General features: G+C 42.0%; 19 protein-coding genes. 13 read left to right on the forward strand and 6 right to left on the reverse strand.

The window, feature by feature from the left end; genetic code table 11:
- Positions 1–18: 18 nt before the first annotated feature.
- Positions 19–2,118 carry a hypothetical protein gene (locus tag MUCPA_RS21065; protein ID WP_008509153.1) on the reverse strand — a complete coding sequence of 700 codons (2,100 nt, stop codon included), beginning with the start codon at positions 2,116–2,118 and terminating at the stop codon, positions 19–21.
- Positions 2,119–2,203: 85 nt separating this feature from the next.
- A complete protein-coding gene (fabG, locus tag MUCPA_RS21070) occupies positions 2,204–2,947 on the reverse strand; it encodes a 3-oxoacyl-[acyl-carrier-protein] reductase (RefSeq protein ID WP_008509154.1) in 744 nt (247 codons plus the stop codon).
- A 322-nt stretch (positions 2,948–3,269) separates the two neighbouring features.
- On the opposite strand from fabG, the gene MUCPA_RS21075 reads away from it, so the two are divergent.
- The 9 genes from MUCPA_RS21075 (at position 3,270) to rodA (ending at position 15,942) form a co-directional block, all read left to right on the forward strand.
- The gene (locus tag MUCPA_RS21075; RefSeq protein WP_008509155.1) at positions 3,270–6,398 is read left to right on the forward strand and encodes a SusC/RagA family TonB-linked outer membrane protein; all 3,129 of its coding nucleotides are present in this window, start codon (positions 3,270–3,272) and stop codon (positions 6,396–6,398) included.
- Positions 6,399–6,426: 28 nt separating this feature from the next.
- Positions 6,427–7,887 carry a SusD/RagB family nutrient-binding outer membrane lipoprotein gene (locus tag MUCPA_RS21080; RefSeq protein WP_008509156.1) on the forward strand — a complete coding sequence of 487 codons (1,461 nt, stop codon included), beginning with the start codon at positions 6,427–6,429 and terminating at the stop codon, positions 7,885–7,887.
- 24 nt (positions 7,888–7,911) lie between these two features.
- The gene (locus tag MUCPA_RS21085; RefSeq protein ID WP_008509157.1) at positions 7,912–8,394 is read left to right on the forward strand and encodes a hypothetical protein; all 483 of its coding nucleotides are present in this window, start codon (positions 7,912–7,914) and stop codon (positions 8,392–8,394) included.
- 124 nt (positions 8,395–8,518) lie between these two features.
- A complete protein-coding gene (gene purH / locus MUCPA_RS21090; RefSeq protein ID WP_008509158.1) occupies positions 8,519–10,045 on the forward strand; it encodes a bifunctional phosphoribosylaminoimidazolecarboxamide formyltransferase/IMP cyclohydrolase in 1,527 nt (508 codons plus the stop codon).
- 172 nt (positions 10,046–10,217) lie between these two features.
- Positions 10,218–11,240: a rod shape-determining protein gene (locus tag MUCPA_RS21095; protein WP_008509159.1), complete on the forward strand. Its 1,023-nt coding sequence runs from the start codon at positions 10,218–10,220 to the stop codon at positions 11,238–11,240.
- A 114-nt stretch (positions 11,241–11,354) separates the two neighbouring features.
- Positions 11,355–12,188, forward strand: a complete 834-nt coding sequence (gene mreC, locus MUCPA_RS21100) for a rod shape-determining protein MreC (protein ID WP_008509160.1) — start codon at positions 11,355–11,357, stop codon at positions 12,186–12,188.
- A complete protein-coding gene (gene mreD / locus MUCPA_RS21105; protein ID WP_008509161.1) occupies positions 12,181–12,696 on the forward strand; it encodes a rod shape-determining protein MreD in 516 nt (171 codons plus the stop codon). Before mreC ends, mreD begins: the two co-directional genes overlap by 8 nt.
- The gene (gene mrdA, locus MUCPA_RS21110; RefSeq protein ID WP_008509162.1) at positions 12,696–14,684 is read left to right on the forward strand and encodes a penicillin-binding protein 2; all 1,989 of its coding nucleotides are present in this window, start codon (positions 12,696–12,698) and stop codon (positions 14,682–14,684) included. Before mreD ends, mrdA begins: the two co-directional genes overlap by 1 nt.
- Positions 14,677–15,942 carry a rod shape-determining protein RodA gene (gene rodA / locus MUCPA_RS21115; RefSeq protein WP_008509163.1) on the forward strand — a complete coding sequence of 422 codons (1,266 nt, stop codon included), beginning with the start codon at positions 14,677–14,679 and terminating at the stop codon, positions 15,940–15,942. Before mrdA ends, rodA begins: the two co-directional genes overlap by 8 nt.
- Positions 15,943–15,958: 16 nt before the next feature.
- Here the strand turns inward: rodA and MUCPA_RS21120 are convergent, their stop codons facing one another.
- Positions 15,959–16,912 (reverse strand): hypothetical protein, encoded by a 954-nt coding sequence (locus tag MUCPA_RS21120; protein ID WP_169316191.1) that lies wholly within the window; start codon positions 16,910–16,912, stop codon positions 15,959–15,961.
- An 83-nt stretch (positions 16,913–16,995) separates the two neighbouring features.
- Between MUCPA_RS21120 and MUCPA_RS21125 the strand changes: the two genes are divergently transcribed.
- Positions 16,996–17,571, forward strand: a complete 576-nt coding sequence (locus tag MUCPA_RS21125) for a thymidine kinase (protein ID WP_157544173.1) — start codon at positions 16,996–16,998, stop codon at positions 17,569–17,571.
- Here MUCPA_RS21125 and MUCPA_RS21130 read toward each other — a convergent pair whose 3' ends face one another.
- Positions 17,572–17,937: a hypothetical protein gene (locus MUCPA_RS21130; RefSeq protein WP_008509166.1), complete on the reverse strand. Its 366-nt coding sequence runs from the start codon at positions 17,935–17,937 to the stop codon at positions 17,572–17,574.
- 162 nt (positions 17,938–18,099) lie between these two features.
- Between MUCPA_RS21130 and MUCPA_RS21135 the strand changes: the two genes are divergently transcribed.
- Both MUCPA_RS21135 and MUCPA_RS21140 read left to right on the forward strand, forming a co-directional pair.
- Complete coding sequence (locus MUCPA_RS21135; protein ID WP_008509167.1) at positions 18,100–18,435, forward strand: single-stranded DNA-binding protein; 336 nt, start codon at positions 18,100–18,102, stop codon at positions 18,433–18,435.
- A 122-nt stretch (positions 18,436–18,557) separates the two neighbouring features.
- Positions 18,558–19,190 carry a hypothetical protein gene (locus MUCPA_RS21140; protein ID WP_008509168.1) on the forward strand — a complete coding sequence of 211 codons (633 nt, stop codon included), beginning with the start codon at positions 18,558–18,560 and terminating at the stop codon, positions 19,188–19,190.
- A 110-nt stretch (positions 19,191–19,300) separates the two neighbouring features.
- On the opposite strand, the gene MUCPA_RS21145 is transcribed toward MUCPA_RS21140, so the two are convergent.
- Positions 19,301–20,005 (reverse strand): SDR family NAD(P)-dependent oxidoreductase, encoded by a 705-nt coding sequence (locus MUCPA_RS21145; protein ID WP_008509169.1) that lies wholly within the window; start codon positions 20,003–20,005, stop codon positions 19,301–19,303.
- A 161-nt stretch (positions 20,006–20,166) separates the two neighbouring features.
- A complete protein-coding gene (locus MUCPA_RS21150) occupies positions 20,167–21,948 on the reverse strand; it encodes an aromatic amino acid hydroxylase (protein WP_008509170.1) in 1,782 nt (593 codons plus the stop codon).
- A gap of 233 nt (positions 21,949–22,181) precedes the next feature.
- Here MUCPA_RS21150 and MUCPA_RS21155 point away from each other — a divergent pair, with 233 nt between their 5' ends.
- On the forward strand, positions 22,182–22,676 hold the full coding sequence (locus MUCPA_RS21155; RefSeq protein ID WP_008509172.1) for a hypothetical protein: 495 nt from the start codon (positions 22,182–22,184) through the stop codon (positions 22,674–22,676).
- Positions 22,677–22,678 lie beyond the last annotated feature (2 nt).

Consider the following 22,678-nt stretch of genomic DNA (forward strand, 5'->3'; position numbering starts at 1 on the left):
GGGAGAGATTAGAGGGGGCTAAACCTCTCCATTCCTTTTCCTCATAAACCACTCCAAACTCAATAAGCCCGCTATCAATACAAACACCCATTTCTCGTCTACCAGATCGCGGTAAGTTTTATCATCGTAAACAATGGTTTTGATATTCTCATTTTTGCGAATGAGTGAAGATAATTGGTCCGCTTGAGATGGCATGAGCATCTGGCCGCCGTTTTCTTTGGCGAGCGAGTAAAGTAATTGATGGTCGGCAGCGCTCTCGCGGGTTTCCGCGTTTAATGGTTTAATGGCGAGTTGCCCCGTGGTTGTAAGATTTTTATCGCCTAATTTGGTGCTGGCGGAATAGCTGTATTCGCCAATAGGCAAAGTGCCCGCATCCAACTGGTAGCTTCGCCCGTTGCGGGAGAAGAGGAAGCTGTAAGTTTTACCGGCTTTATTTTTTAGGTCGATTTTTACATCCGGCGTATTAACCAATTCGAGGGATTCGTTGTACAGTTCGGCATTTAAAATTACCTCTTCACTCTCATCAAATGCATTTTTGGCCGGGTAAACCCTAAAACGGCTATGGATGCCTTTGGCTGTGAGGTACTGTACCGATTGACTTAATAATTCATCAACGGCCTTATGGTTGCCATTGACAGCAAACTCGGCCAGTCGCCATTTCCATAGGCCTTCGCCGGTAAGTACAGCCATTCGTATACCAGCATCTTCGCCGAAGGCAAGCAGTGGGTATGATGTTTCCACATTACCTATTTTTTGTTTCAGTAAAACCGATTGTGCGGATGGCGCGCTATAATTACCAAATGGGGCCAATAGCGGCGGCAACAAACTTAATTCATGCCGGGTGGAATCAGATAGGGTGAACGCCGAAAATCCGGATACCGGGTTTGCAAATACTTCCTGTACATCCTGGCGGCCAGCATTAATTTGAATGATTTTTTGTAAGCGGTTAACCGCTTGCAGGTCAGACTGGGCGCCTACGATATACCAAAGCGGTATTTTTAATTTGCCCAACTGATTTGCCAACGATGATGGCATGGTAAACCCGGACGCCGGGAGCTGATATAAAATAACCACGCTATAAGTGCTTAACTTTGTCAGATCAGCATCCGATACCTGGCTTGTTTTTAACTCATAGTTGCGGTTATTCTCCAGCGATAAGCGGATAGCGCCAATATCCGGGTGGGGGCCGTTATAAAGCAATAATATTTTTTGTTTAGTATCCAGTACCTCCACATAAATGGTTTCCATATTATTGGCCGTGGATATTTCGTTAGCGATGGGTTGCAGGCTAACGGTGAATTGATGTACACCTTTTTTATCAGCATGTAACTTTAAAGTAATTGCCCGCCGGAAGTTATTACTGGGTATAGCGATGGTTTGGTTGGATACCGGCCTGCCATCTTCGGCAACATTCATCCGGATGTTTTCGCCTTTACTTTGGTAGGCCCCCGTTAAAACCTCAATCTCAAAATCGTTACCTAAAAATGCGGTTTTATTATAATTAACGTTACCTATTACCAAATCGCGCTTGGGTATGGTATCGCCAAGTGCTATGGTATAAATATTGGTTTTTAAACGGTGAGCCAGATATTGCGGACTGCTGCCTTTATTGTATAAACCATCGGTAGCTAAGATGAGGGCGCCAATATTTTGATTGCCAAAACGATCTGTTAAGTCGCGAAAAACAGCCGAAATATCAGTTTGTTTGCCATCAAATTTAGCAGACAAGTTATCTTTCAGGTTGTTTGAAAAATGAAACTCCCGCACATCGTAATCATTACCCAGTGATTTTCTTAATTCGCCAAGCTTATTGATAAAGCCGGATGGATCAAAAGTTTGCGGTTTAAAGAGTGTGATAGATGATGAATTGTCCTGGGCAATCAGTATCAATGGTTTTTCGGGCCTGCTGCTTACCGTTTTTACCATGGGCGATAATAACAATAAAGCAATAGCCGCCACAACTATCAGGCGTATGGCACCCAAAATATAGCGCCATGGGTTGGTAAGTTGATTGGGACTGCGGTATAACAACCAGGCATACAAAATCCCGAGGGCCAGGCAGGCCAGCGCCCACCAGCCCGAAACCGGGCCCCAGCTTATAGAAAACAAAAACAGCATATCGTTTTGTAAATATGCTGTTTTTTATTGAAGTATCTCAACGAGATGTTTTAGAAAATTTGATTACGCTATGCTTTCGAAGTTTTTAAAGCATACCTCCGTCAACCGGAATTACCTGGCCGGTGATGTAAGAAGCCATGTCTGATGCTAAGAAAACGCAGGCATTGGCCACGTCCTCAGGCTCGCCGCCACGTTTCAACGGTATGCCAGCCTCCCAGCCCTCAACTACTTTAGGATCGAGTACATCAGTCATTTCAGTTTTAATAAAACCCGGGGCTACCACATTGGTACGGATATTACGTGAGCCAAGCTCCTTAGCAATTGATTTCGAAAAGCCGATAATACCAGCTTTTGATGCCGCGTAATTGCCTTGGCCAGCATTTCCCTGCACGCCTACTACAGAGCTTAAGTTAATAAATACACCGTAGCGGTTCTTCATCATAATTTTAGATGCAACCTTGGTGGTGTTGAAAACCGATTTCAGGTTTACATTAATTACCTCATCCCAGTTCTCTTCGGTCATGCGCATTAACAAACCATCTTTAGTAATGCCGGCGTTGTTCACTACGATATGTAAAGTACCAAAGTCGGCAACAATATCAGCTATGAGTTTCTCAGCCTCTTCAAATTTAGATGCATCCGATCGGTACCCTTTTACCTTGGTGCCAAAGTGTTGCAGTTCCTGCTCAAGGGCCAGCCCTTTTTCTACAGATGATAGGTAGGTAAAGGCAACATTGGCGCCATGTTCAGCAAATTTCTCAGCTATCTTGCGGCCTATGCCTTTGGATGCGCCGGTAATTAACGCTGTTTTTCCTTCGAGTAATTTCATGAAAATATTTAGAATGTTATTGAGGGCGTGAAGTTAGAATTTTTTTCGGGCAGTTCATAGATTGAATTTTGATGGATGTATTAGGAGTGATTCTCTCCTATAAATTGTATTGTAGCAGCAAAGTGTCATGAAAAATGCCATAATGCATTATTTGCAATTCATCTTCTTTAGGTGTTAGAAATAATTTTCTTCTTAATTAAAAAAGCAAAATTCGCTATTTGAAACTGACATGTTTGTATGTTTGTAACAAATTTGTTGTTTTATACTAAAATGAAATGTATATTGCAACGTTTATATTATTAACTGACCTAATTAATTACGAATGAAAAAAAACGTACTTACTATTCTTCTTTTCGGCTTATTTGCACTCAACAGTGCATTTGCTCAAAGCAGAAAAATTACGGGTAAGGTTACCAGTGCTGATGATCATCAGCCCTTACCCGGTGTTTCTGTGAAAATCCAAGGCACAACACGCGGTACCCAAACAGATGGGCAAGGTGTTTATAACATTGACGCTCCTGCCGATGTTAAAAGCTTGGTATTTACCTATATTGGCTTTACCAGCCAAACTGTTGCCGTTAATGGCCGCACGACTATTGATGTAGTTTTGGCTACCGACGCAAAACAGTTGGGTGAGGTTGTAGTTACAGCTTTAGGCCTTGAAAAAGATAAGCGCTCCATCAACTACACTACCCAACAAATTAGCGGCGCTGAGATTTCTGACAAAGGTGAGCCAAGTGTTCTTAATGCTTTGCAAGGTAAAGTATCGGGAGTTCAAATTACCGGTGCCAGTGGTGGCGCAGGTGCCTCAACCAATATCAATATCCGGGGTATTTCGTCTTTTACAGGTAATAATCAACCTTTATTTGTGATTGACGGTGTTACCATAAGTAATGATGTGGATAGGACCAATGGCGGTTCGCTGGGTACTTTAGGAGACAATCAGCCTTCAAACCGGGCTTTGGATATTAATCCGGATAATATCGAATCCATTACGATATTAAAAGGAGGTGCTGCGGCCGCATTATACGGATCAAGAGCTGGGCAGGGTGTTGTGGTGATTACAACAAAAAAGGGTTTGACTAATAAAAAATCGGAAATTACTATCACCTCTTCTCTCGACAGGCAAAAGGCCTATGGTTTGATGGACTTACAAAATGACTACGGGCAGGGCTCTCTTGGCGTTTACAATCCTGCGAGTGCTAATTCATGGGGCCCTAAATTTGGCTCTACACCTTCAGTTATTAATGGTTTAATAGATGCAAGTGGTAACACCGTGCCTTATAAGGCCTATCCTAATAACATTAAAAATTATTTTAACACAGGGTTTATAGCTAACAACTCGGTTAGTATTGCCAACGGTACTAAAGACCAAAATGTTTTTTTATCGGCCGGAAACACCCGTCAAGATGGTATTCTGCCCAACACTAACCTGAATCGGACAAACGTCTTAATGAATTTTAACTCTGTATTGGCTAATAAATTGCGATATGGAGCATCAGGAGGCTATACAGCTACACATACTCAAGGTGTTTTAGGTGGCAATGGCAGTAGTGCTGTGGGATCGTTGGTTAATATTCCTCGCAGTTATGATTTACAAGGACTACCCTATATTGATCCTGTAACAGGAGCTAATGTTTTCTTTTTGTCCGGAACCGATAATCCTTATTTTGATGCCTATCAAAATCCGCTTATAAGCGATGTTAGCCGTTTTACAGGTAATGTGAACGCTGCTTATGATATAGCTCCATGGTTAACCGTAAGCTATAAGTTAGGTTTGGATACCTATACAGACAGAAGAAAACAAATTTTTGCAAAAACATCAGCACGCGTTCCTAATGGGCAGGTTTTGCAGGATATGTTTTATCGCCAGGAGATAAATAGTGATCTGATAATCACCGCAAAAAAGAAAGACTTCTTTATCAAGAATTTTAATGCATCAGCATTATTGGGACAAAATTTAAATCAGCGTAAGTACGAAAATACAACGCTTCAGGCAGATAACTTAACATTGCCCGGTTTTTACAATGTTAGTAACGGTACAACTTTAACTAACGGTAGCCAGGAAAATAGTACAATCAGGAGATTGCTTGGTTTCTATACTCAATTGAGCTTTGATTATGATAATTACCTGTTTTTAGAATTGACAGGTCGCGCAGATAAATCATCTACATTGCCTGTAAACAGTAATACTTATTTTTATCCGGGTGCAAGTATTGGATTCGTCTTTACAGACGCTTTTAAAATACAATCTAAAATATTGTCATATGGTAAGTTGAAAGCCAGTGTTGCCAAAGTTGGGAACGACGCAAACCCATATAGTCTACAGGCCGTTTATGTTGTCCCTACGTATGGTAATAACGTTGCTGGCGATAATTTCCCTTTTACGGTAGGTGGTGCAACTTATTCAGGATTTACGCAGAGTGCAACGTTAAGAGATGCTTCTTTAAAGCCTGAATTTATTACGTCATATGAATTTGGTGCTAACCTTGGTTTCCTGAATAACCGGATAAACTTGGACGTTACTTATTTTCACTCAAAGACCACTAATAATATTTTATCGTTAGCCATTCCTACGTCAACAGGCTATAACTCTTATTATACCAATTCTGGATCATTGAGTAATCGTGGTATAGAAGTATTATTAACCGGTACTCCGATAAAATCCCCCAATTTTAGTTGGGATGTCAATTTTAATTTTACAAGAATCAGGAACAAAGTTGAGTCGATTGCGCAAGGTTTAACCAGCTTCCCAATACCGGGGAGCGCTTTTACAGGTAGCATACCATCTATTGTAATTGACCAGCCTTATGGTGTTATTGTTGGTAGCACTAACCTTAAAACAGCTGATGGTCAATTTGTTATTAACCCTGCCACCGGTACTTTTACTGCTGGTCCTGCAGGGCAGGTACTTGCCAACCCTAATCCGAATTTTACATCAGGGTTTAACAATACTTTTACTTACAAAGGAGTGCATTTATCGTTCTTGATTGATATGCAGCAAGGCGGTGATATCGTATCATTTACAGCGGCGTTTAACAGATCAAGGGGCGCTGCAAAAGAAACAGCCGTCGATCGTGAGTTGCCACATATTATTCCTGGTGTTATTCAAAATGCCGATGGCTCTTATCGTCAAAACAATATCCAGATATCTGCCCAAACTTACTGGCAGGCATTCGGTTTGCAGAACGACAATAACGTATTTGACGCCACTGTATACAGATTCAGGGAGTTATCGTTAGGTTATAGCCTGCCTAAAAGTATTCTTAATAGAAGTCCATTTGGTAGCGTAACAATATCAATAATAGGCAGGAACTTATTTTATTATGCTCCTAACGCGCCGTTTGACCCCGAAGTTAACACTCAGGGTGCCGGTAACATCCGGGGCTTGGAACTGCAAAGTGCTCCAAATGCAAGAAGCTATGGATTTAACGTGAAACTAACACTTTAATTAACAGCACTTAAACTAAAGAAATCAAATGAAAATAAAAGGAATAATAGGTATGATAGCAGCATCCGCAGTGATTGCTACTTCATGCAATAAATATGTAGACGTTAATCAAAATCCTAATTCGCCAACTACCGTATCTCCAACGGTGCAATTACCCAATACTGAGATAGCAATTGCATTTGCAAACTCTAACGATTTAGACCGGGCTACCGAGGTAATGATGCAGCATAATGCAAGTATTGCCAACCAGGTTGCCGGTTATGATATTTATAACCTACGCGGTAATTTTGATAACCAATGGGATTTTGAAATTTATAATGGTGCCGTTAGCTCTTGTGCTAATTTGATAAAGCAAACCCAGTCAACCAATTCGGCGTTTGCGGGTATTGCCAAAATTGAATTGGCTTATGCATTTTCCCTTGCTACCGATCTATGGGGCGATGTGCCTTATTCTCAAGCTGGACAGGGGTTAACATTTATTCAGCCCCGTTTTGATGCTCAACAGGATATTTACCAGGGTAATACCGCCTTAGGTATAACCAGTTTGTTTGATTTGGTAAAAAGTGGTATAGCCGATTTGAAGGCTAACACTGGTGCGCTTAAGCCCGGGAATGAGGATTTTGTTTATAAAGGTGATTTAACTAAATGGATAAGAGCCGGAAATACCATGTTGTTGAAATTTGCTATGCAAATTTCTAATGTCAATCCCACGCTGTCTCAATCAACAATTAGTGCCGTAATCGCAGATAATAATTACATCAATTCAACAAGTCAGGATTTGGAAGTACCGTTTGGCAGTTCAGTTGGTAATTACAACCCTTTGTATTCGTTCAATAATGTAAATCGTACAGGCGACCAAATGTTGAGCACCCGATTTCTTACATTGATGAACAACCTTAAAGATCCTCGTTTAGGTAAGTTTTATACCAGTCCGAACGGTGTTTTTACGTCATTTGACAATGGTGCATCGGCAGCGATTGCTGCGCCGGCCGCCGCGACAAGATCTAAATATAATGTTTATCTAACCGGAGCAAGTGGTGAAGCGCCTATCAGGATTTTAACTAACTATCAGCGCGCATTTATCTTGGCCGAAGCAGCGCTTCTATATCCGTCATTAGGGTTAAATGCGCAGGCGCTATATGTAGAAGGGATTACCGCCTCTATGCTTAAAACAGGTATTGCCCAAGCTGACGTTACAGCATACTTAGCTGCCAACCCAACTGTGGCTACCTTGAGTGGTACTACTGATCAAATGAGAATCCAAATTATCACTCAAAAATATATCGCATTTACGGGCAATGGCATCGAAGCTTATAATGATTATAGAAGAACCGGTTATCCAGCTTTAGCGCTTGCTTTAAATGCTCAGGGTGATGATCCGAATTCAATTCCTAAGCGTTTCCCTTACACCAACAACGAAATTCAACGTAATACTAACGTACCTAAGCCCCAGCCATTAACAAGCGTTAAGGTTTGGTGGGCTAAGTAAATAATGATTGTAATACAGAAAAAAATGAAAAAGAAATTACCCTATTTTATAATTGGTTTGTTGGCACTTGTGACATTTAATTCGTGCAAAAAATCAGGATTTGTTCCGTTTACCGACAGCAGGCCAGCCATCGCAGTAACTGTTACCAATGCGCAGGATTATCGCCCTGATCCTACTATTTACGTTTCTAAGGCTGCAGGAACCATCACTATCCAGTTTGCCATACCCAGCTCAAGTGGCCGTACTATTAAGGAAATTACCCGCGTTTCACTTGGTACAACGCAAACGGCAGTACAAGGTACTACCGGGTTATATAACACTGCACCTATAGCGGGCAATGGCACAACCTCTATTACTTTTAACACCACGTTAACAGCGTTTACTGCAGGCGGCGGTACTGTGCCGGCGGTTAACGCAGAAGCTGCCAAGCGTTTTTATTTTTTGATTACGCTGGATGACGGAACAACCATCATTCCGGAACCAGTAAGAATTGTTCTTATTCCCTAATCATAAAAATGGAAAGTTAAAGTCCGCCTTGATTTTGTTTCAAGGCGGACTTTTTTTTGACTCGTTTTTTTAGGTGTTTAAAATATAAAAATTACTACTTTTGCGGCTTCTTAAAACACATTAAATGAGCAGCTCTGTATTCATCAAAAACGCCTTAATTTCTGTATATTATAAAGATAATCTTGAACCCATTATACTGGAGCTTAAGCGCCTTGGTGTAAACATCTATTCAACCGGAGGTACAGAGGAATTTATCCGCGCTTTAGGTGTTGATGTGATCGCTGTAGAAGATCTTACATCTTACCCTTCTATCTTAGGTGGCCGTGTTAAAACATTGCATCCCAAGGTTTTTGGAGGCATTTTAGCCCGCCGTAGCTTTGAGGGCGACCAGCAGCAGCTCGCTCAATATCAAATACCCGAAATTGACCTGGTCATTGTTGATCTGTATCCGTTTGAAGAAACCGTAAAATCGGGAGCAGGCCATGATGATGTAATTGAGAAGATCGATATCGGTGGAATTTCGCTGATCCGCGCAGCTGCAAAAAATTATAAAGATGTAACCATTGTTGCCTCGAAAGATGATTACGCCGAATTGGAAAACATCCTGAAAACCCAAAATGGCGAAACAACTATCGACCAGCGCCGTAAGTTTGCCAAGCAAGCTTTTAACATATCATCGCACTACGACACTTCCATATTTAATTATTTTAACCAGGAAGACCCTCAGCCGGTTTTCAAACAAAGCATCCAAAAGAGCCAGGTTTTACGCTACGGCGAAAATCCGCATCAAAAAGGTGTTTTTTATGGCAATCTGGATGCCATGTTCACTAAATTGAACGGCAAGGAATTATCGTATAATAACCTGGTTGATGTTGACGCCGCCGTTGCCCTGATAGACGAATTTACCGAGCCAACCATCGCCATTTTAAAGCACACCAATGCCTGCGGTATCGCTTCGCGCTCTTTTATTAAAGATGCCTGGTTAGATGCCCTGGCTTGCGACCCGGTTTCGGCCTTTGGCGGCGTAATCATTGCCAATGATGAGATTAACGAAGAAACAGCTGCCGAGATAAGCAAACTGTTTTTTGAAGTACTGATAGCGCCTGGTTACACCAACGAGGCTTTAGTTTATCTGACTGAAAAGAAAAACCGTATTATATTGATCCGCAACCAAGTTGAGCTGCCTGTTAAGCAATTTAAAACTTTGCTGAACGGTGTTATTGAGCAGGACAAGGATGGCGTTATTGAGGGACCAGGCCAAATGAAACCTGTAACCGAAAAGCAGCCTACCGAACTGGAGTTGCGCGATTTGTTTTTTGCCAATAAAGTGGTTAAGCATACTAAATCAAACACCATTGTATTTGCTAAAAATAATACCTTGATTGCCAGTGGTGTGGGGCAAACGTCACGCGTGGATTCGTTAAGGCAGGCCATCGTTAAGGCGCATGCGTTTGGATTTGATTTGAATGGTGCCGTGATGACATCAGATGCGTTTTTCCCGTTCAATGATTGCGTTGAGATTGCCGCGGATGCCGGGATTACCGCTATATTACAACCTGGAGGATCTATCAAAGATCAGGATTCGATCAAGATGGCCGACCAGAAAGGAATAGCTATGGTAATGACCGGAGTTAGACATTTTAAACACTAATTGAGGTACTACTAATGTCAATAATTAATACTAATTTACACCTGTATCGTAAAGCTGACACATGACTATTAAAGCCTGGGTATTAAATGCTGATTTAAGCTAATTAGCGTTGAATTAGTAAAACTCGTATTAATAACCATAACTTTGCAAATTCCCTGAAACAAAAACTGACATGAGTGTTTTTAATTTTTTTACGCAAGAAATCGCCATAGATTTAGGTACCGCAAATACCCTCATTATACATAACGACAAGGTTGTTGTTGACGAACCATCAATAGTAGCTTTTGATCGTACAACCAATAAAGTAATTGCCATTGGGCGCCAGGCCATGCAAATGGAAGGTAAAACCCACGATAATATCCGTACCGTACGCCCCCTTAAAGACGGTGTAATTGCTGATTTTAACGCGGCTGAACACATGATCCGCGGAATGATCAAAATGATCAATAAAGGTAAGGGATGGTTTTTCCCTTCGTTACGTATGGTAATCTGTATCCCATCCGGTATTACCGAGGTTGAAAAACGCGCCGTACGCGACTCGGCCGAGATTGCCGGAGCCAAAGAGGTATATTTAATACATGAGCCCATGGCAGCCGCCGTAGGTATTGGCATTGATGTAGAAGAGCCGATGGGTAACATGATTATCGATATCGGTGGTGGTACAACCGAGATTGCGGTAATTGCCCTATCAGGTATTGTTTGCGATCAATCCATCCGCGTTGCCGGCGATAACTTTGACTCCGATATTGTGCAATACATCCGCCGCCAGCATAACATCATGATAGGCGACCGCACCGCCGAGAAAATAAAAATTGAAGTTGGTGCCGCTTTGCCTGAACTGGCCGAGCCACCTGCCGATTTTGCTGTACAAGGCCGCGACCTGATGACGGGTGTACCTAAGCAGATTACGGTATCGTATACCGAAATTGCACATTGCTTAGATAAATCCATCTCTAAAATAGAGGAAGCGATATTAAAAGCTTTGGAAATTACTCCCCCCGAGCTTTCGGCGGATATTTACCAAACCGGGATTTATTTAACCGGAGGCGGCGCCTTATTGCGTGGGCTGGATAAACGGGTAGCGGCAAAAACAAAACTGCCGGTTCACGTTGCCGAAGATCCATTGCGTGCGGTAGTGCGCGGCACAGGCATAGCTTTGAAAAACATAGGTACATTTAAATTTTTAATGCAGTAATTTAGATGTGAGCATTGAGATAAGGGTATTGCGGGATATTTTTTATCCCACAATGCTCTCTTTATTTATCTTTATTAAATTTGCAGCCTCGAATCTCAATCCTAAGATTTAATCATGCGTAACCTCTGGATATTCATAAGCAAGTACAACGCATTTTTTCTGTTTGTTATTTTTGAGATTGGCTCTTTGCTTATTATGCTCAATTATAACTCATTTCAAAAGGCTACCTACATCAGTTCGTCTAACGAGGTTACGGGCGCTATTTATACCAAAATAAGCCAGGTAAGAAGTTACCTCTCGTTAGGAACGGTTAACGATAGCCTGGCCCGCGAAAACGCACGGTTGCGCAACCAGTTAAAGTCGTCTTTTTATATCGATACTTTGTCTAAACGGAAGGTAACCGATACGATCTATAATCAGCAGTACGAATATATTGAGGCGAAGGTGATTAACAATTCAACCAACAAGCGCAATAACTACATCACCATTAACCGGGGCAGTAAAGATGGTATTACCAAAGATATGGGCGTTATATGCAGTTCGGGTGTTGTGGGCCTTGTGGTAAACACCACCGCGCACTTTGCCAACGTTCAGTCGGTTTTAAATAAAAACTCCCGGATAAGCGCTATGCTGGAAGACACCAAAGAGATAGGAAATTTTACCTGGACCGGCGATATGGACCCACATAAAGGTTTGTTGATGGATGTATCCAATAACGTAAAACCGCGACTGGGCGAAAAGGTAGTTACATCGGGCCAATCCTTATATCCTACAGGCATACCTATTGGTAAAATAAGTGATTTACATGCCAAAGAAGGTGGCTTGTTTTTAAATATGTATTTGCAATTGGCGGTTGACTACAGCAAACTGGAATATGTTGATGTGGTAGTTAATCGCTTAGCCAAAGAGCAGATGGAAGTGGAGGCCAACAGGAAACAGGATGAGTAGGACAATTTTGATCAATCTGATCCGGTTTATACTATTAGTGCTGGTGCAGGTATTTCTTTTAAAGAATGTCACGCTCTATTCTTTAGCTACCCCTTACGTTTATATCCTGTTCATCCTGCTGTTGCCGTTTGAAATACCCAACGTGCTGTTATTCATATTGTCATTTATATTAGGGCTCTCCATTGATGCTTTTTACGATACTCCCGGCCTGCACGCGGCGGCCTGTACGTTGCTTGCTTTTGTGCGTATATCGTTCATCAATATTACCGTTCAAAAGGACGGCTTTGATAACGAGCCCGAGCCAACCCTCAGTGTAATGGGTTTCAGGTGGTATTTTACCTATGTATTGGTGCTAACGCTTATCCATCATTTTTTTCTGTTTAACCTGGAAGTTTTTAGCCTGCGCGAAATACAATATACGCTCGGTCGTTTTGTATTAAGTTCAGTTTTTACAGTATTTTTGATACTAATATCCGGGCTATTATTTTTCCGGAAAAAGGAACGTTAATGAACAGTTTTTTTGAGCGCCGCTATATTATACAAGGTCTTTTTATTGTAATGGCTTTAGCCTTGCTCGGAAGGCTGTTTTACATCCAGATTATTGACGATCAGTACACGCAATCGGCACATAACAACGTTTTGCGCCGATTTGTTATTTTCCCCAGCCGTGGGCCAATTGTTGACCGTAATGGTAAACTGCTTGTGCAGAACGAGCCTGTGTACGACATTATGGTAACCCCGCGCGAGGTTAAGCCATTTGATACCGTTAAATTTTGCCAGTTATTGGGTATCGATAGGGCTGGGTTTGATAAGCGCTGGAAAAAGGCCATGACCTATTCACGGAATCTGAGTTCGGCTTTTGAAAAACAGATCCCTGTACAGGCTTATGCATCGTTCCAGGAACATTTGTTTGAATTTCCTGGATTTTCGGGCGTACAGCGTAGCGTAAGGAGTTATCCAGATTCGGTGGCGGCGCAGTTTTTGGGTTATATAGATGAGGTGAACGATCGTGATATCCAAAAGTCACATGGCTATTATAAACGCGGCGATTATATCGGACGTACAGGAGTGGAAAAAGCTTATGAAGATTCCTTACGCGGGCAACGTGGTGTACGAAACTCATTGGTAGATTCAAAAGGCGTAGTGAAAGAACGTTATTTGAACGGCTTGGAAGATACTGCTATGGTAGCCGGCGAAAGGCTAACCTCATCTCTGGACATCGACATCCAAAAGTTGGGCGAGAAATTAATGCAGAACAAGGTGGGCAGTATTGTTGCCATTGAACCCTCCACTGGAGAAATATTATGCTTTGTAAGCAGCCCGACCTATGACCCTAACCTCATGGTGGGCAGGCAGCGAGGGAACAATATGGCCGAATTATTTAAAAATTCTTATAATCCTTTTTTTATAAGGCCCATACAAGCCTATTATCCCCCCGGTTCTTCATTTAAGCCGTTGGATGCGTTGATCGCATTACAATCGGGATTGATCACTCCTCAAACCACATTTAATTGCGTTGCTACTTATTGGGCGGGGAATCATCCGGTGCATTGCGATGAGCCCCATGGTGTCACCGATTTATCGAGGGCGATTGCCGAGTCATGTAATACCTATTTTTGTAATGTGTTTGATAAGTTGATGAACGCTAATGGATCTAAAAACATGTCGCAAACGTTTGTGGACTGGAAGGGCAAAGTAAACCGTTTTGGTTTCGGCGTGAGATTAGGAGTTGATATGCCCCACGAGGGACGGGGAAACGTGCCTACTGATGTTCAGTTCGACAAAAGATTTGGTGCGAAACGCTGGAGATCGAGTTCCATAATATCGTTGGCTATCGGACAGGGTGAGTTGGAGGCTACGCCTTTACAACTGGCCAACATCGAGTGTATTATCGCCAATCGTGGATATTACTACAAACCGCATTTAATTAAGGCCATTGGCGATAAAAAGATTACCAAAGCCGAATATACTATTAAAAACGACGTTGGTATCGATCAGCAATATTTTGAGCCTGTTATTGACGGGATGCAGCAGGTTGTTGAAAATGGCACCGCGCGTGCTTCCCGGATCCCAGGCATTGTAATGTGCGGTAAAACAGGTACGGCTCAAAATCCGCATGGTAAAAATCACTCGATCTTTGTGGCATTCGCCCCCCGCGATAACCCCAAGATAGCGATTGCGGTTGTTGTTGAAAATTCAGGGCAGGGTGCCTGGTGGGCCGCCCCGATTGCCAGCTATATTGTTGAAAAATACTTAAAGAATACTTTAACAAATCGTGGGACGGGTAAAACGCCGGAATGGATCATGAAGCAAAATCTGCTACCCGCATTAAAGGTTGCTCAACCAGCCATTATCAAACCCAAGACCGTTAAAGAAGATTCGTTGGAAAAAGGGCAGTCGGACAGTATCAAACGTTTAAAAAGCGTATCCCGTAAAGCAAAACAAAATCAACAACCATTAATGGCAGCACAATTAAGAAGGAAGGAACATGAATAACCAACGGAGTTTCTTTTTTAATGTGGATTGGGTAATCGTTTTGATCTACCTGTCGTTGTGCATCATCGGGTGGTTCAACATACACGCTGCTGTTTTTGACGAAAGCCATCCAAGTATCATAGATATGCATACCAATTATGGTAAGCAGTTTGTATGGATTCTTACCGCTATCGTTTTAGGCGGTGTGATCCTTTTATTAGATAGCCGTTTTTTTAGTACCCTTGCCCCAGTATTTTACGGTGTTACTATTTGCTTGTTACTGCTGGTATTGGTTATCGGGCGCAATGTAGGTGGTAACCAGGCCTGGATTTCTATCGGTACGTTTAGGCTACAGCCTTCTGAATTTGCTAAATATGCTACTTGTTTATTACTCGCGCGTTATTTAAGCGGTGTAAATATCAGGATTACCGAGTTAAGATCATTTGTTATAGCTGCCGGTATTATTTTTGTGCCCATGGTGCTCATTAAGATGCAGCCTGATGATGGTTCAACGCTGGTATTTTGCTCATTGATATTTGTGCTTTATCGCGAAGGCCTGTCGGGTAAATTTTTGGCGCTCGCGGGTCTGTTTATCGCTTTGTTTATTTTTAGCTTGCTGTTTAAAGCCATATACATTATTGGCGCTATTTTAATTATAGGTGGTATAGTTATCGGTATCTTCAGGCGTTACAAAGCAGTTGTTTTAACTACGGCCGCAGGGTTGGCATTGTCTGTAGCTTTCGTTTTAGCTGTACCTTTTATCTACGAACATATCATCAAGGAGCATCAACGTGTGCGGATTGATGAGTGGTTGGGGCGTGCGTCAAATTTACGGGGCGCAGGTTATAATGTACATCAAAGTAAAATCGCCATTGGGTCGGGCAAGCTTTGGGGTAAGGGGTATTTAAAAGGCACGCAAACCCGCTTCTCTTTTGTGCCTGAGCAAAGTACCGATTTTATTTTCTGCACCGTTGGCGAGGAGTGGGGCTTTGCCGGATCGGTTGTGGTGGTTGGCTTATACTTGTTCCTGATATTGCGAATTATATTCCTGGCCGAGCGACAACGATCACCATTTTCAAGAATATACGGTTACGGAGTAGCCTGTGTTATCTTCTTTCACTTTTTTATTAATATTGGCCTTACTATAGGTGCGGTGCCGGTTATAGGTATTCCGCTGCCTTTTGTTAGCTATGGCGGATCCTCTCTATGGAGCTTTACCTTCCTTTTGTTTACGCTTATCAAGTTGGATTCAAACCGGATGGGGGTTGTTTACTCCTGATGATTGTATGAGCTTTTTAGCTTACAAAACGGCGTTTAAGTAAATCGTAAAACTTATCGGTACTGGATTGTTTGGCCTCCCAATTATTCTTTACGTAGTAATTGAGCTTTAAAAACTGATCGGCCTCCTCAAATTTGTTAAAGCGGTTCAATATTTCAATGGCCTCACTGTAGGCCATGCTGTATCCATTAAACAAGTCGCGTACAAACAACAACTTATCATTTAAGTTAATAGCCGATTTTAAATCTTTAATAGGCTGTAATTCCATTTGCGATGCCAGGCGTGAGCCAGCCAACTGTGCTGATATCAGCTGGTTAATGGTTAAAGGCTTTTCTGGCTCCGGCGGATTGAACGCCATTGGCTGGCTTACAGGCTCCGGTTGACTGATCAGTATTTCGTTCTGTGGATGAGCCTCGGCCGCAGGTTCAATAACCGGGTCTGGTTGTTCAGCCTCATCATGGGTATACGATAGTTCTTCTGTTAGCTCTTCGTTATCCAATGCTTCCTCATTAGCATTGGTTTCTTCTTCGTCACTAACAGTTTCTTCTGGTATCAGTTCATGCCTAATCACAGGCTCAAATTCCAGTTCTTTAACTACGGGAGTTACCGGTTCATTCGTTTTACGTTCTTCAACTACATCAAATTCAAGTAGACTGGGAGCAGGTTCTGCCGGTTTAATGGATGGCGCCGGCTGTACAACAGGCTCAAAGTACCGTGCCTCTTGTAATGGTTTTTCTACAAAGGTGGCTTTAGGCGTTGTTGTCGCTTTTGATTCGGGTAAAGCTTTTGTTTGTTGCGTGTTAAGCTTTCGGAGTATTTCAATATGGTCGGTTAAAAAATTAGCATTGGCAACAAATAATTCCAACTCCAGGTCGTTAATGTCTTCTTTATTTTGCTCGGCATATTCGTACTGGTCTTGCAATTCTTTAATGATGATGCCTACTTTTTTTAGAATCTCATACTTGTTCATAAAATATCCTGGTGTAATGTTGGTAAAATACTTATCCAAAAATACCATTTAATTCTGATATTTGAGGTTTATAAAGGTTAATGATGCTATTTAGCGAAGATGTTTTTAAGCGCCGCAGCGAGTTTGGGGGAAGTGTAGAGTTAATTTGTGGATCGATGTTTTCGGGTAAAACCGAAGAGCTGATACGGCGCTTAAGGCGGGCGCAGATAGCGCGTTTAAACGTTGAAATATTTAAGCCCAAAACAGATACGCGCTATGACGAAAATGCCGTAGTATCACACGATCTGAACTCAATCCAGTCAACCCCGGTTGAAAATTCGTCGTCCATATTATTACTGGGAAGTAATACCCAGGTAGTTGGGATTGACGAGGCTCAGTTTTTTGATGATGAGTTACCCTCGGTTTGTAATAAATTGGCCAATAAAGGCATCCGCGTTATTGTAGCAGGTTTGGATATGGATTTTTTAGGCAAACCATTTGGCCCTATGCCCGCTATTATGGCCATTGCCGAATCGGTTACCAAAGTACACGCGGTTTGTGTGCGTTGCGGTAACCCGGCACTATATTCGTACCGCTTGGTATCAAGCGATGCCAAAATATTATTGGGCGAAAAGGAAACCTACGAGCCGAGGTGCCGGATCTGTTATCACTTGGATTGATCAATCATCTTTGTCTTCCCGTTTAACCAGCAATACATCCTCTCCATCTAAAAGCAGGTAGCCGTATTCGTAGCAAAAAATATAGTTTGCGCCGGTTTTAGTTTGGTATATACTGGTGTGCTTACTAAAGTTAAATCCTTTTGAGGATAGCTTTTTGCGCGTGGTTTTAGTTTTGCCGGTGGGGTTTAATTCTTCCAGTATACGGCGGTTGCGTTTCAAAATGTTATTGATATTCCGCACCAGGTTATAGCTATCGCTATTGAGCTGGTTATTGTAGTTGTTGCGGCATTGATCGTTGCAAAACTTTTTATCTGCACGCCCGTGCAGTATCTCGTTGCAATCCAAACAATATCTTTCTGATGGCATAATGTCTATTTGCGATAAAATTAATCATTTTTTATTCGTTTGCAAACGCTTGCAAATAAGTATTGTCGACTATAAATGCTTATCAACCGACTATGGTTTGCAGGTGCCCTCATCTTTGTACTGTTATTTAAAACGAATATTAAACATTAAAACAGTATGACAATGAGCACATTAAAAAACAGCGTACGCCTTGTAGGTAATTTAGGCATGGATCCGGAAGTAAAGGTTTTTGATAACAACCGAAGATTGGCAAAGCTATCATTAGCTACCAGCGAATCATACAAAAATGATAAGGGCGAGAAGGTTACCGAAACCCAATGGCATAATGTAATTATCTGGGGGGCACAAGCCAAGTTTGCCGAAGATATTTTGAAAAAGGGAGACGAGGTTGCTATCGACGGTAAGCTGGCCAGCCGAAGCTACATCGATAAGGACGGCAATAAACGGTACATCACCGAGATCGTAGTAAACGAGTTTTTAAAGTTAGGCGGCAGATAATTCTGCCGATGGCAATGAACTGTTATTAGTCAGAATATCAGTATTTTAATTAAACATATCATCCATCCGGCATTGACCGGAAAGAATCATTTCGTAATTCAAATTTAATCAAACCAATAATCATGAAAAAATTAGTAAACATTTTAGCAGTAGCCCTTGTATTAGCGGGCTGTTCACAAAGTTCAACCCGTTCGGGTAAATCAGCAGATGCACCGCAACTGAACCAGGAGCAGTTAGATAGCGTAGCCAGGTATAACAAATACAAGTCGACCCTGAACGTTGTCTTTGGTAAAGTTACCTTCGGCATCAGTCCCCAGGAGTTTAAAAAATTAGTAGGCGATAAGCCGGTAGTGGTAGGTAATTCATCCTATAGCGCAGATCCGTCTTTTACCACAAAAACCAACGAGTTATACATGGTTGACTTGGAGTCGGACCTGAAAACCGCCAACTATATTGAGACCGAATTGAATGATGATATGGACAATATCACTTCGGTGATAACTGCAAAATACGGTCCGCCCACAAGAGACGACGGTAAAATTCAATTTTTTAATTTTAAGCCCGGCTATTATCAGTTTGTAAGGTATTGGGATTTATATACCAAGACTATAGCCATAGGCATGGAAGAAGCTTATACAGGTTCTGAATACAGGGTTGTGTGCCAGATTTATAACAAAAAGATGAAACAGGAGGAGAAAGAGTTGGAGGCCACAAAAACCGAAAGTAAAACAATCGCTGATACGAGTAAATTTTAATGACCGGCCTGCGGATTGCCCGTAAACAAAACAAAAAGGTCGGCAGCACCTGCAATGTGGCGCTGCCGATCTTTTTGTTTTACGCAGCGCTTAGGTTATCTTTTGGCTTATTATGGTGTATCCAGGGCAACCGGTAATATTTTTCCGTTAAAAAACTGATGCCCGGAAATGGCAAAGTCGGCAATATATTTACCCATCTGGAAGGCCATCACCGGCGATTCATAACCGGGAAAGGCTTGCTCTAACATTTCAGTTTGGGCGGAACCGAGTGCAAGGCAGTTCACCTTGATTTGTTGCTCCGCAAGTTCAAGCGCAAGGCACTCTGTTAAAGTATGCAGGGCGCCCTTACTGGCCGAATAAGCACTTAAACCAGTGAATTTGGCGCTTCCCTGAAACCCGCCCATGCTGCCTATATTTAAGATGTGCGATCCGGCTGGCATGATAGGCACCATTGCCTGGATGATCCGCACATGCCCCATATAATTGCTTTGCAGCATTTCTACAAAATCGCTTTCCAGTAACTGCATAAAAGGTTTATTGATCAATACGCCGGCGTTGTTAATCAATACATCTATCTGGTTATTAAACCGGGTAGCAATAAATTGTTGCAGGTCGGCATAATCGTCGTGTACAATATCAAAAGCTACAGGATATAAAATACAATCGGGGTTTAGCCCTTTGGCAATTTCAAGCAATCTGCCTAATTTATCCTCAGACCGGGCCAGCGCGATCACCTGGTGTTTACCCGATAAAGTTAACTCTAAAACGGCCTCAAAGCCTACACCGCTACTGGCACCGGTTATTATAATATTCATATAGCACTAACTTCCTGTCGGAAGGATATTTGTTAATGGATAATTAAAATTTTTCGCTTTTAAATCTGTCCGCAACGCCAACAAAGCATTACTCAAATTTAAAAACACATCGAGTTTGTTGTAATGTATATCACATTACAATTGCACTAAATTAGAAATTTTTACTGAACAACGAGTTTTTGCTCTACCGGGTGTTTGATTAAATAAAAACCGTCTGTAATTAATTTTTTCAATTCCGGTTCGCGGGATGTCCGTTGCTCTAACCAGGTTTGGATCTGTTGAGCCGTATCGGGCATTAGCCCTTCATGGTCCAGTATCTCCAATATTTCTAAGGGGCAAAGCCAATCTTCCGGGTGATTTTTCTGCAACTGAAGCCATATATCTTTCAAATTATGGTAGCCGGATTGATTTTGACGGCAATCTCTAACTTGCTGGTATAAATGATGTAGCTCCAATGTATTGCCGCTATATTCTTGGTGAAAGGTGCTGGTTTTAGCCTGGTAAACAATGGTTTCAAAAGCATCTTTATCCGCTGCGCCGCAAAATACTGAGATTATTTTTTCGCCAACGGCCATATCATAAACTCCCCATGAGGGTTGGAATAAAATTTCGCCGTCAGCATCAGTTACCGTACAATTTCCGAAAGATATCAGCAGCGTTTTATTGTTTTCGCGCAACACGCTTTTAACAGTACCCTTTACGGTAACTCCACTTTCAAAATTAAGGGTAGCATCCTCCGCTATAGCTATGCCTATATCGTTTAGGTCGTTGGGGCTTAAATCTTCTAAAGCGGTTCTCATTTCCTTCAACCGGCCAACTGGTGAGCTAAAGCCATCTTGGTGGTAACTTTTACCATGTCCATCTAACTGTTTATTTTGGTAACACAAACTGGTTGGCCCAGTGGTTTTAATAAAAATTGGATTGTTCTGTTTATTTGTAACAGAAACGCTAAACGTACCCGAAACTTGTAAACCAGAACTGTAAACAGTGGTGCAGGTATTTTTACTTTCAATGGCTTTTTGTAAGCCAAATTGGCCGCCAACCCTAAAAGCCATGGTATTGGCAAATTGTTCTAAAACATCAATGAGGTTTTGAAAGTTTGGGGTAACAAATAACTGCGGCTGGGGCTTGGTAATGTCGTATGGATAATTTACCGTGTCGGGTGTGTACCAAAGCTTTTTTACATCCGTAGCCATACAGGTGGAGCTTTCGCCGATGGATGACAAGAGTCCGGCTCCGTATATTTGGGGTTTTTCCAGTGTGCCTATCAAACCATATTCAACCGTCCACCAGTGTAACCTGCTTAGCAAAGCCATTTCAGATGGTTGGCCCATATGATCCTGGCACCAGGCAACCTGATCTTCTGCTTTTTGAATGTCGAAGGGATCGGCATCTGGCATTTCTTTAAGTATGGATAGCGCCCGTATGGCTTCGTATAAATCAAAATCCTGCGCCGAGAACATCGCCTTAGCGCCGATCGATCCAAAATAGCTGAGATATTGATGATAGGCTTTGTCGGCAATAATGGGCGCGTGGCCTGCCGATTCATGAATAATATCAGGAGCGGGCGTGTATTCAATATGTTTAATGCCGCGTATATCCGCCGCTATAACCAGTACCCGGTACGATTGGTATTCCATAAAGGCAGCCGGAGGTATGAAGCCATCAACGGTGACAGCTCCCCAACCAATTTTTGCCAGGGCATTATTCATGTCCTGCAGGTTCGGTATTTTTTCGATGGTCAATCCGGCTTTTTCCAGTCCGGGGATATAAGGGTAATAGGCTACATCTTTAAGGTAACTGTAATTTTGCCGCATAACGTAACGCCATACCGCATGGTCTATTGGGGTATAATGCTCGTAGTGCTGGTCTACAATAAATTGTTTAAGGTGTTTAGGTAGTGCTGCAACCTGTGGGTTGTTAAAATCATTAAAATGGCTCATGCTGTCGCAAGATTAGATTTTGTAAAATTATAAAATTTAATATTGTTCAATGTTGCCAATGTGATATTTAATTTGACTTTGTTGTTTTTTTGTGATATAAGGTTTGTTTTTTTTGTAAAGGCTATGGTTGAGATTTAAATAAATTATGAGAACGGTAAAAGAAAACATTCCACATCAAGCCCTGTTTAAAGATTGATCATCCATGCAATAACCAATATAAAAGCTAAACAGATATGGTGCTGAGTAAAGCTATTGAAGCAGAAGTGCAAACGCTGATTATGCAAAACAGGCGATTACGAGCTGTTAAATTGGTGGTTGATACGACGGGCTGCGGATTAAAGGACGCGAAAGATTTTGTGGATAGCTTCGCTGCCGGACAAGGCGTACCGGTTGTAAAGGCATTGCCTGAAGGCTTGGATGCGCAACTTAATTTATTACTATCGCAAGGGAAAAAGCTTAATGCTGTAAAGCTTTACAAAGAAGCAACAGGCTTAGGGCTTGCCCAGAGCAAAGATTATATAGACAAATTGGAACAAGGCGGCGCATTATTTGGTGATAAGCCAATATCCGGTAAGCGGGATACGGCGATAGATGAAATCATAAAGCAGCAATCGCAATCAAAGGGGCTTGTGCAGGTATCTTCTGGAACTTCTCCTATCCGGCTTGTGTTGTTTTTTTTACTATTGATAGCTGCTATAGCCTTGCTGAAATATCTTTTTAACGGGTAATA

Origin of the sequence: Mucilaginibacter paludis DSM 18603 (genome assembly GCF_000166195.2) — a bacterium.
In the GTDB taxonomy this organism is placed as follows: domain Bacteria; phylum Bacteroidota; class Bacteroidia; order Sphingobacteriales; family Sphingobacteriaceae; genus Mucilaginibacter; species Mucilaginibacter paludis.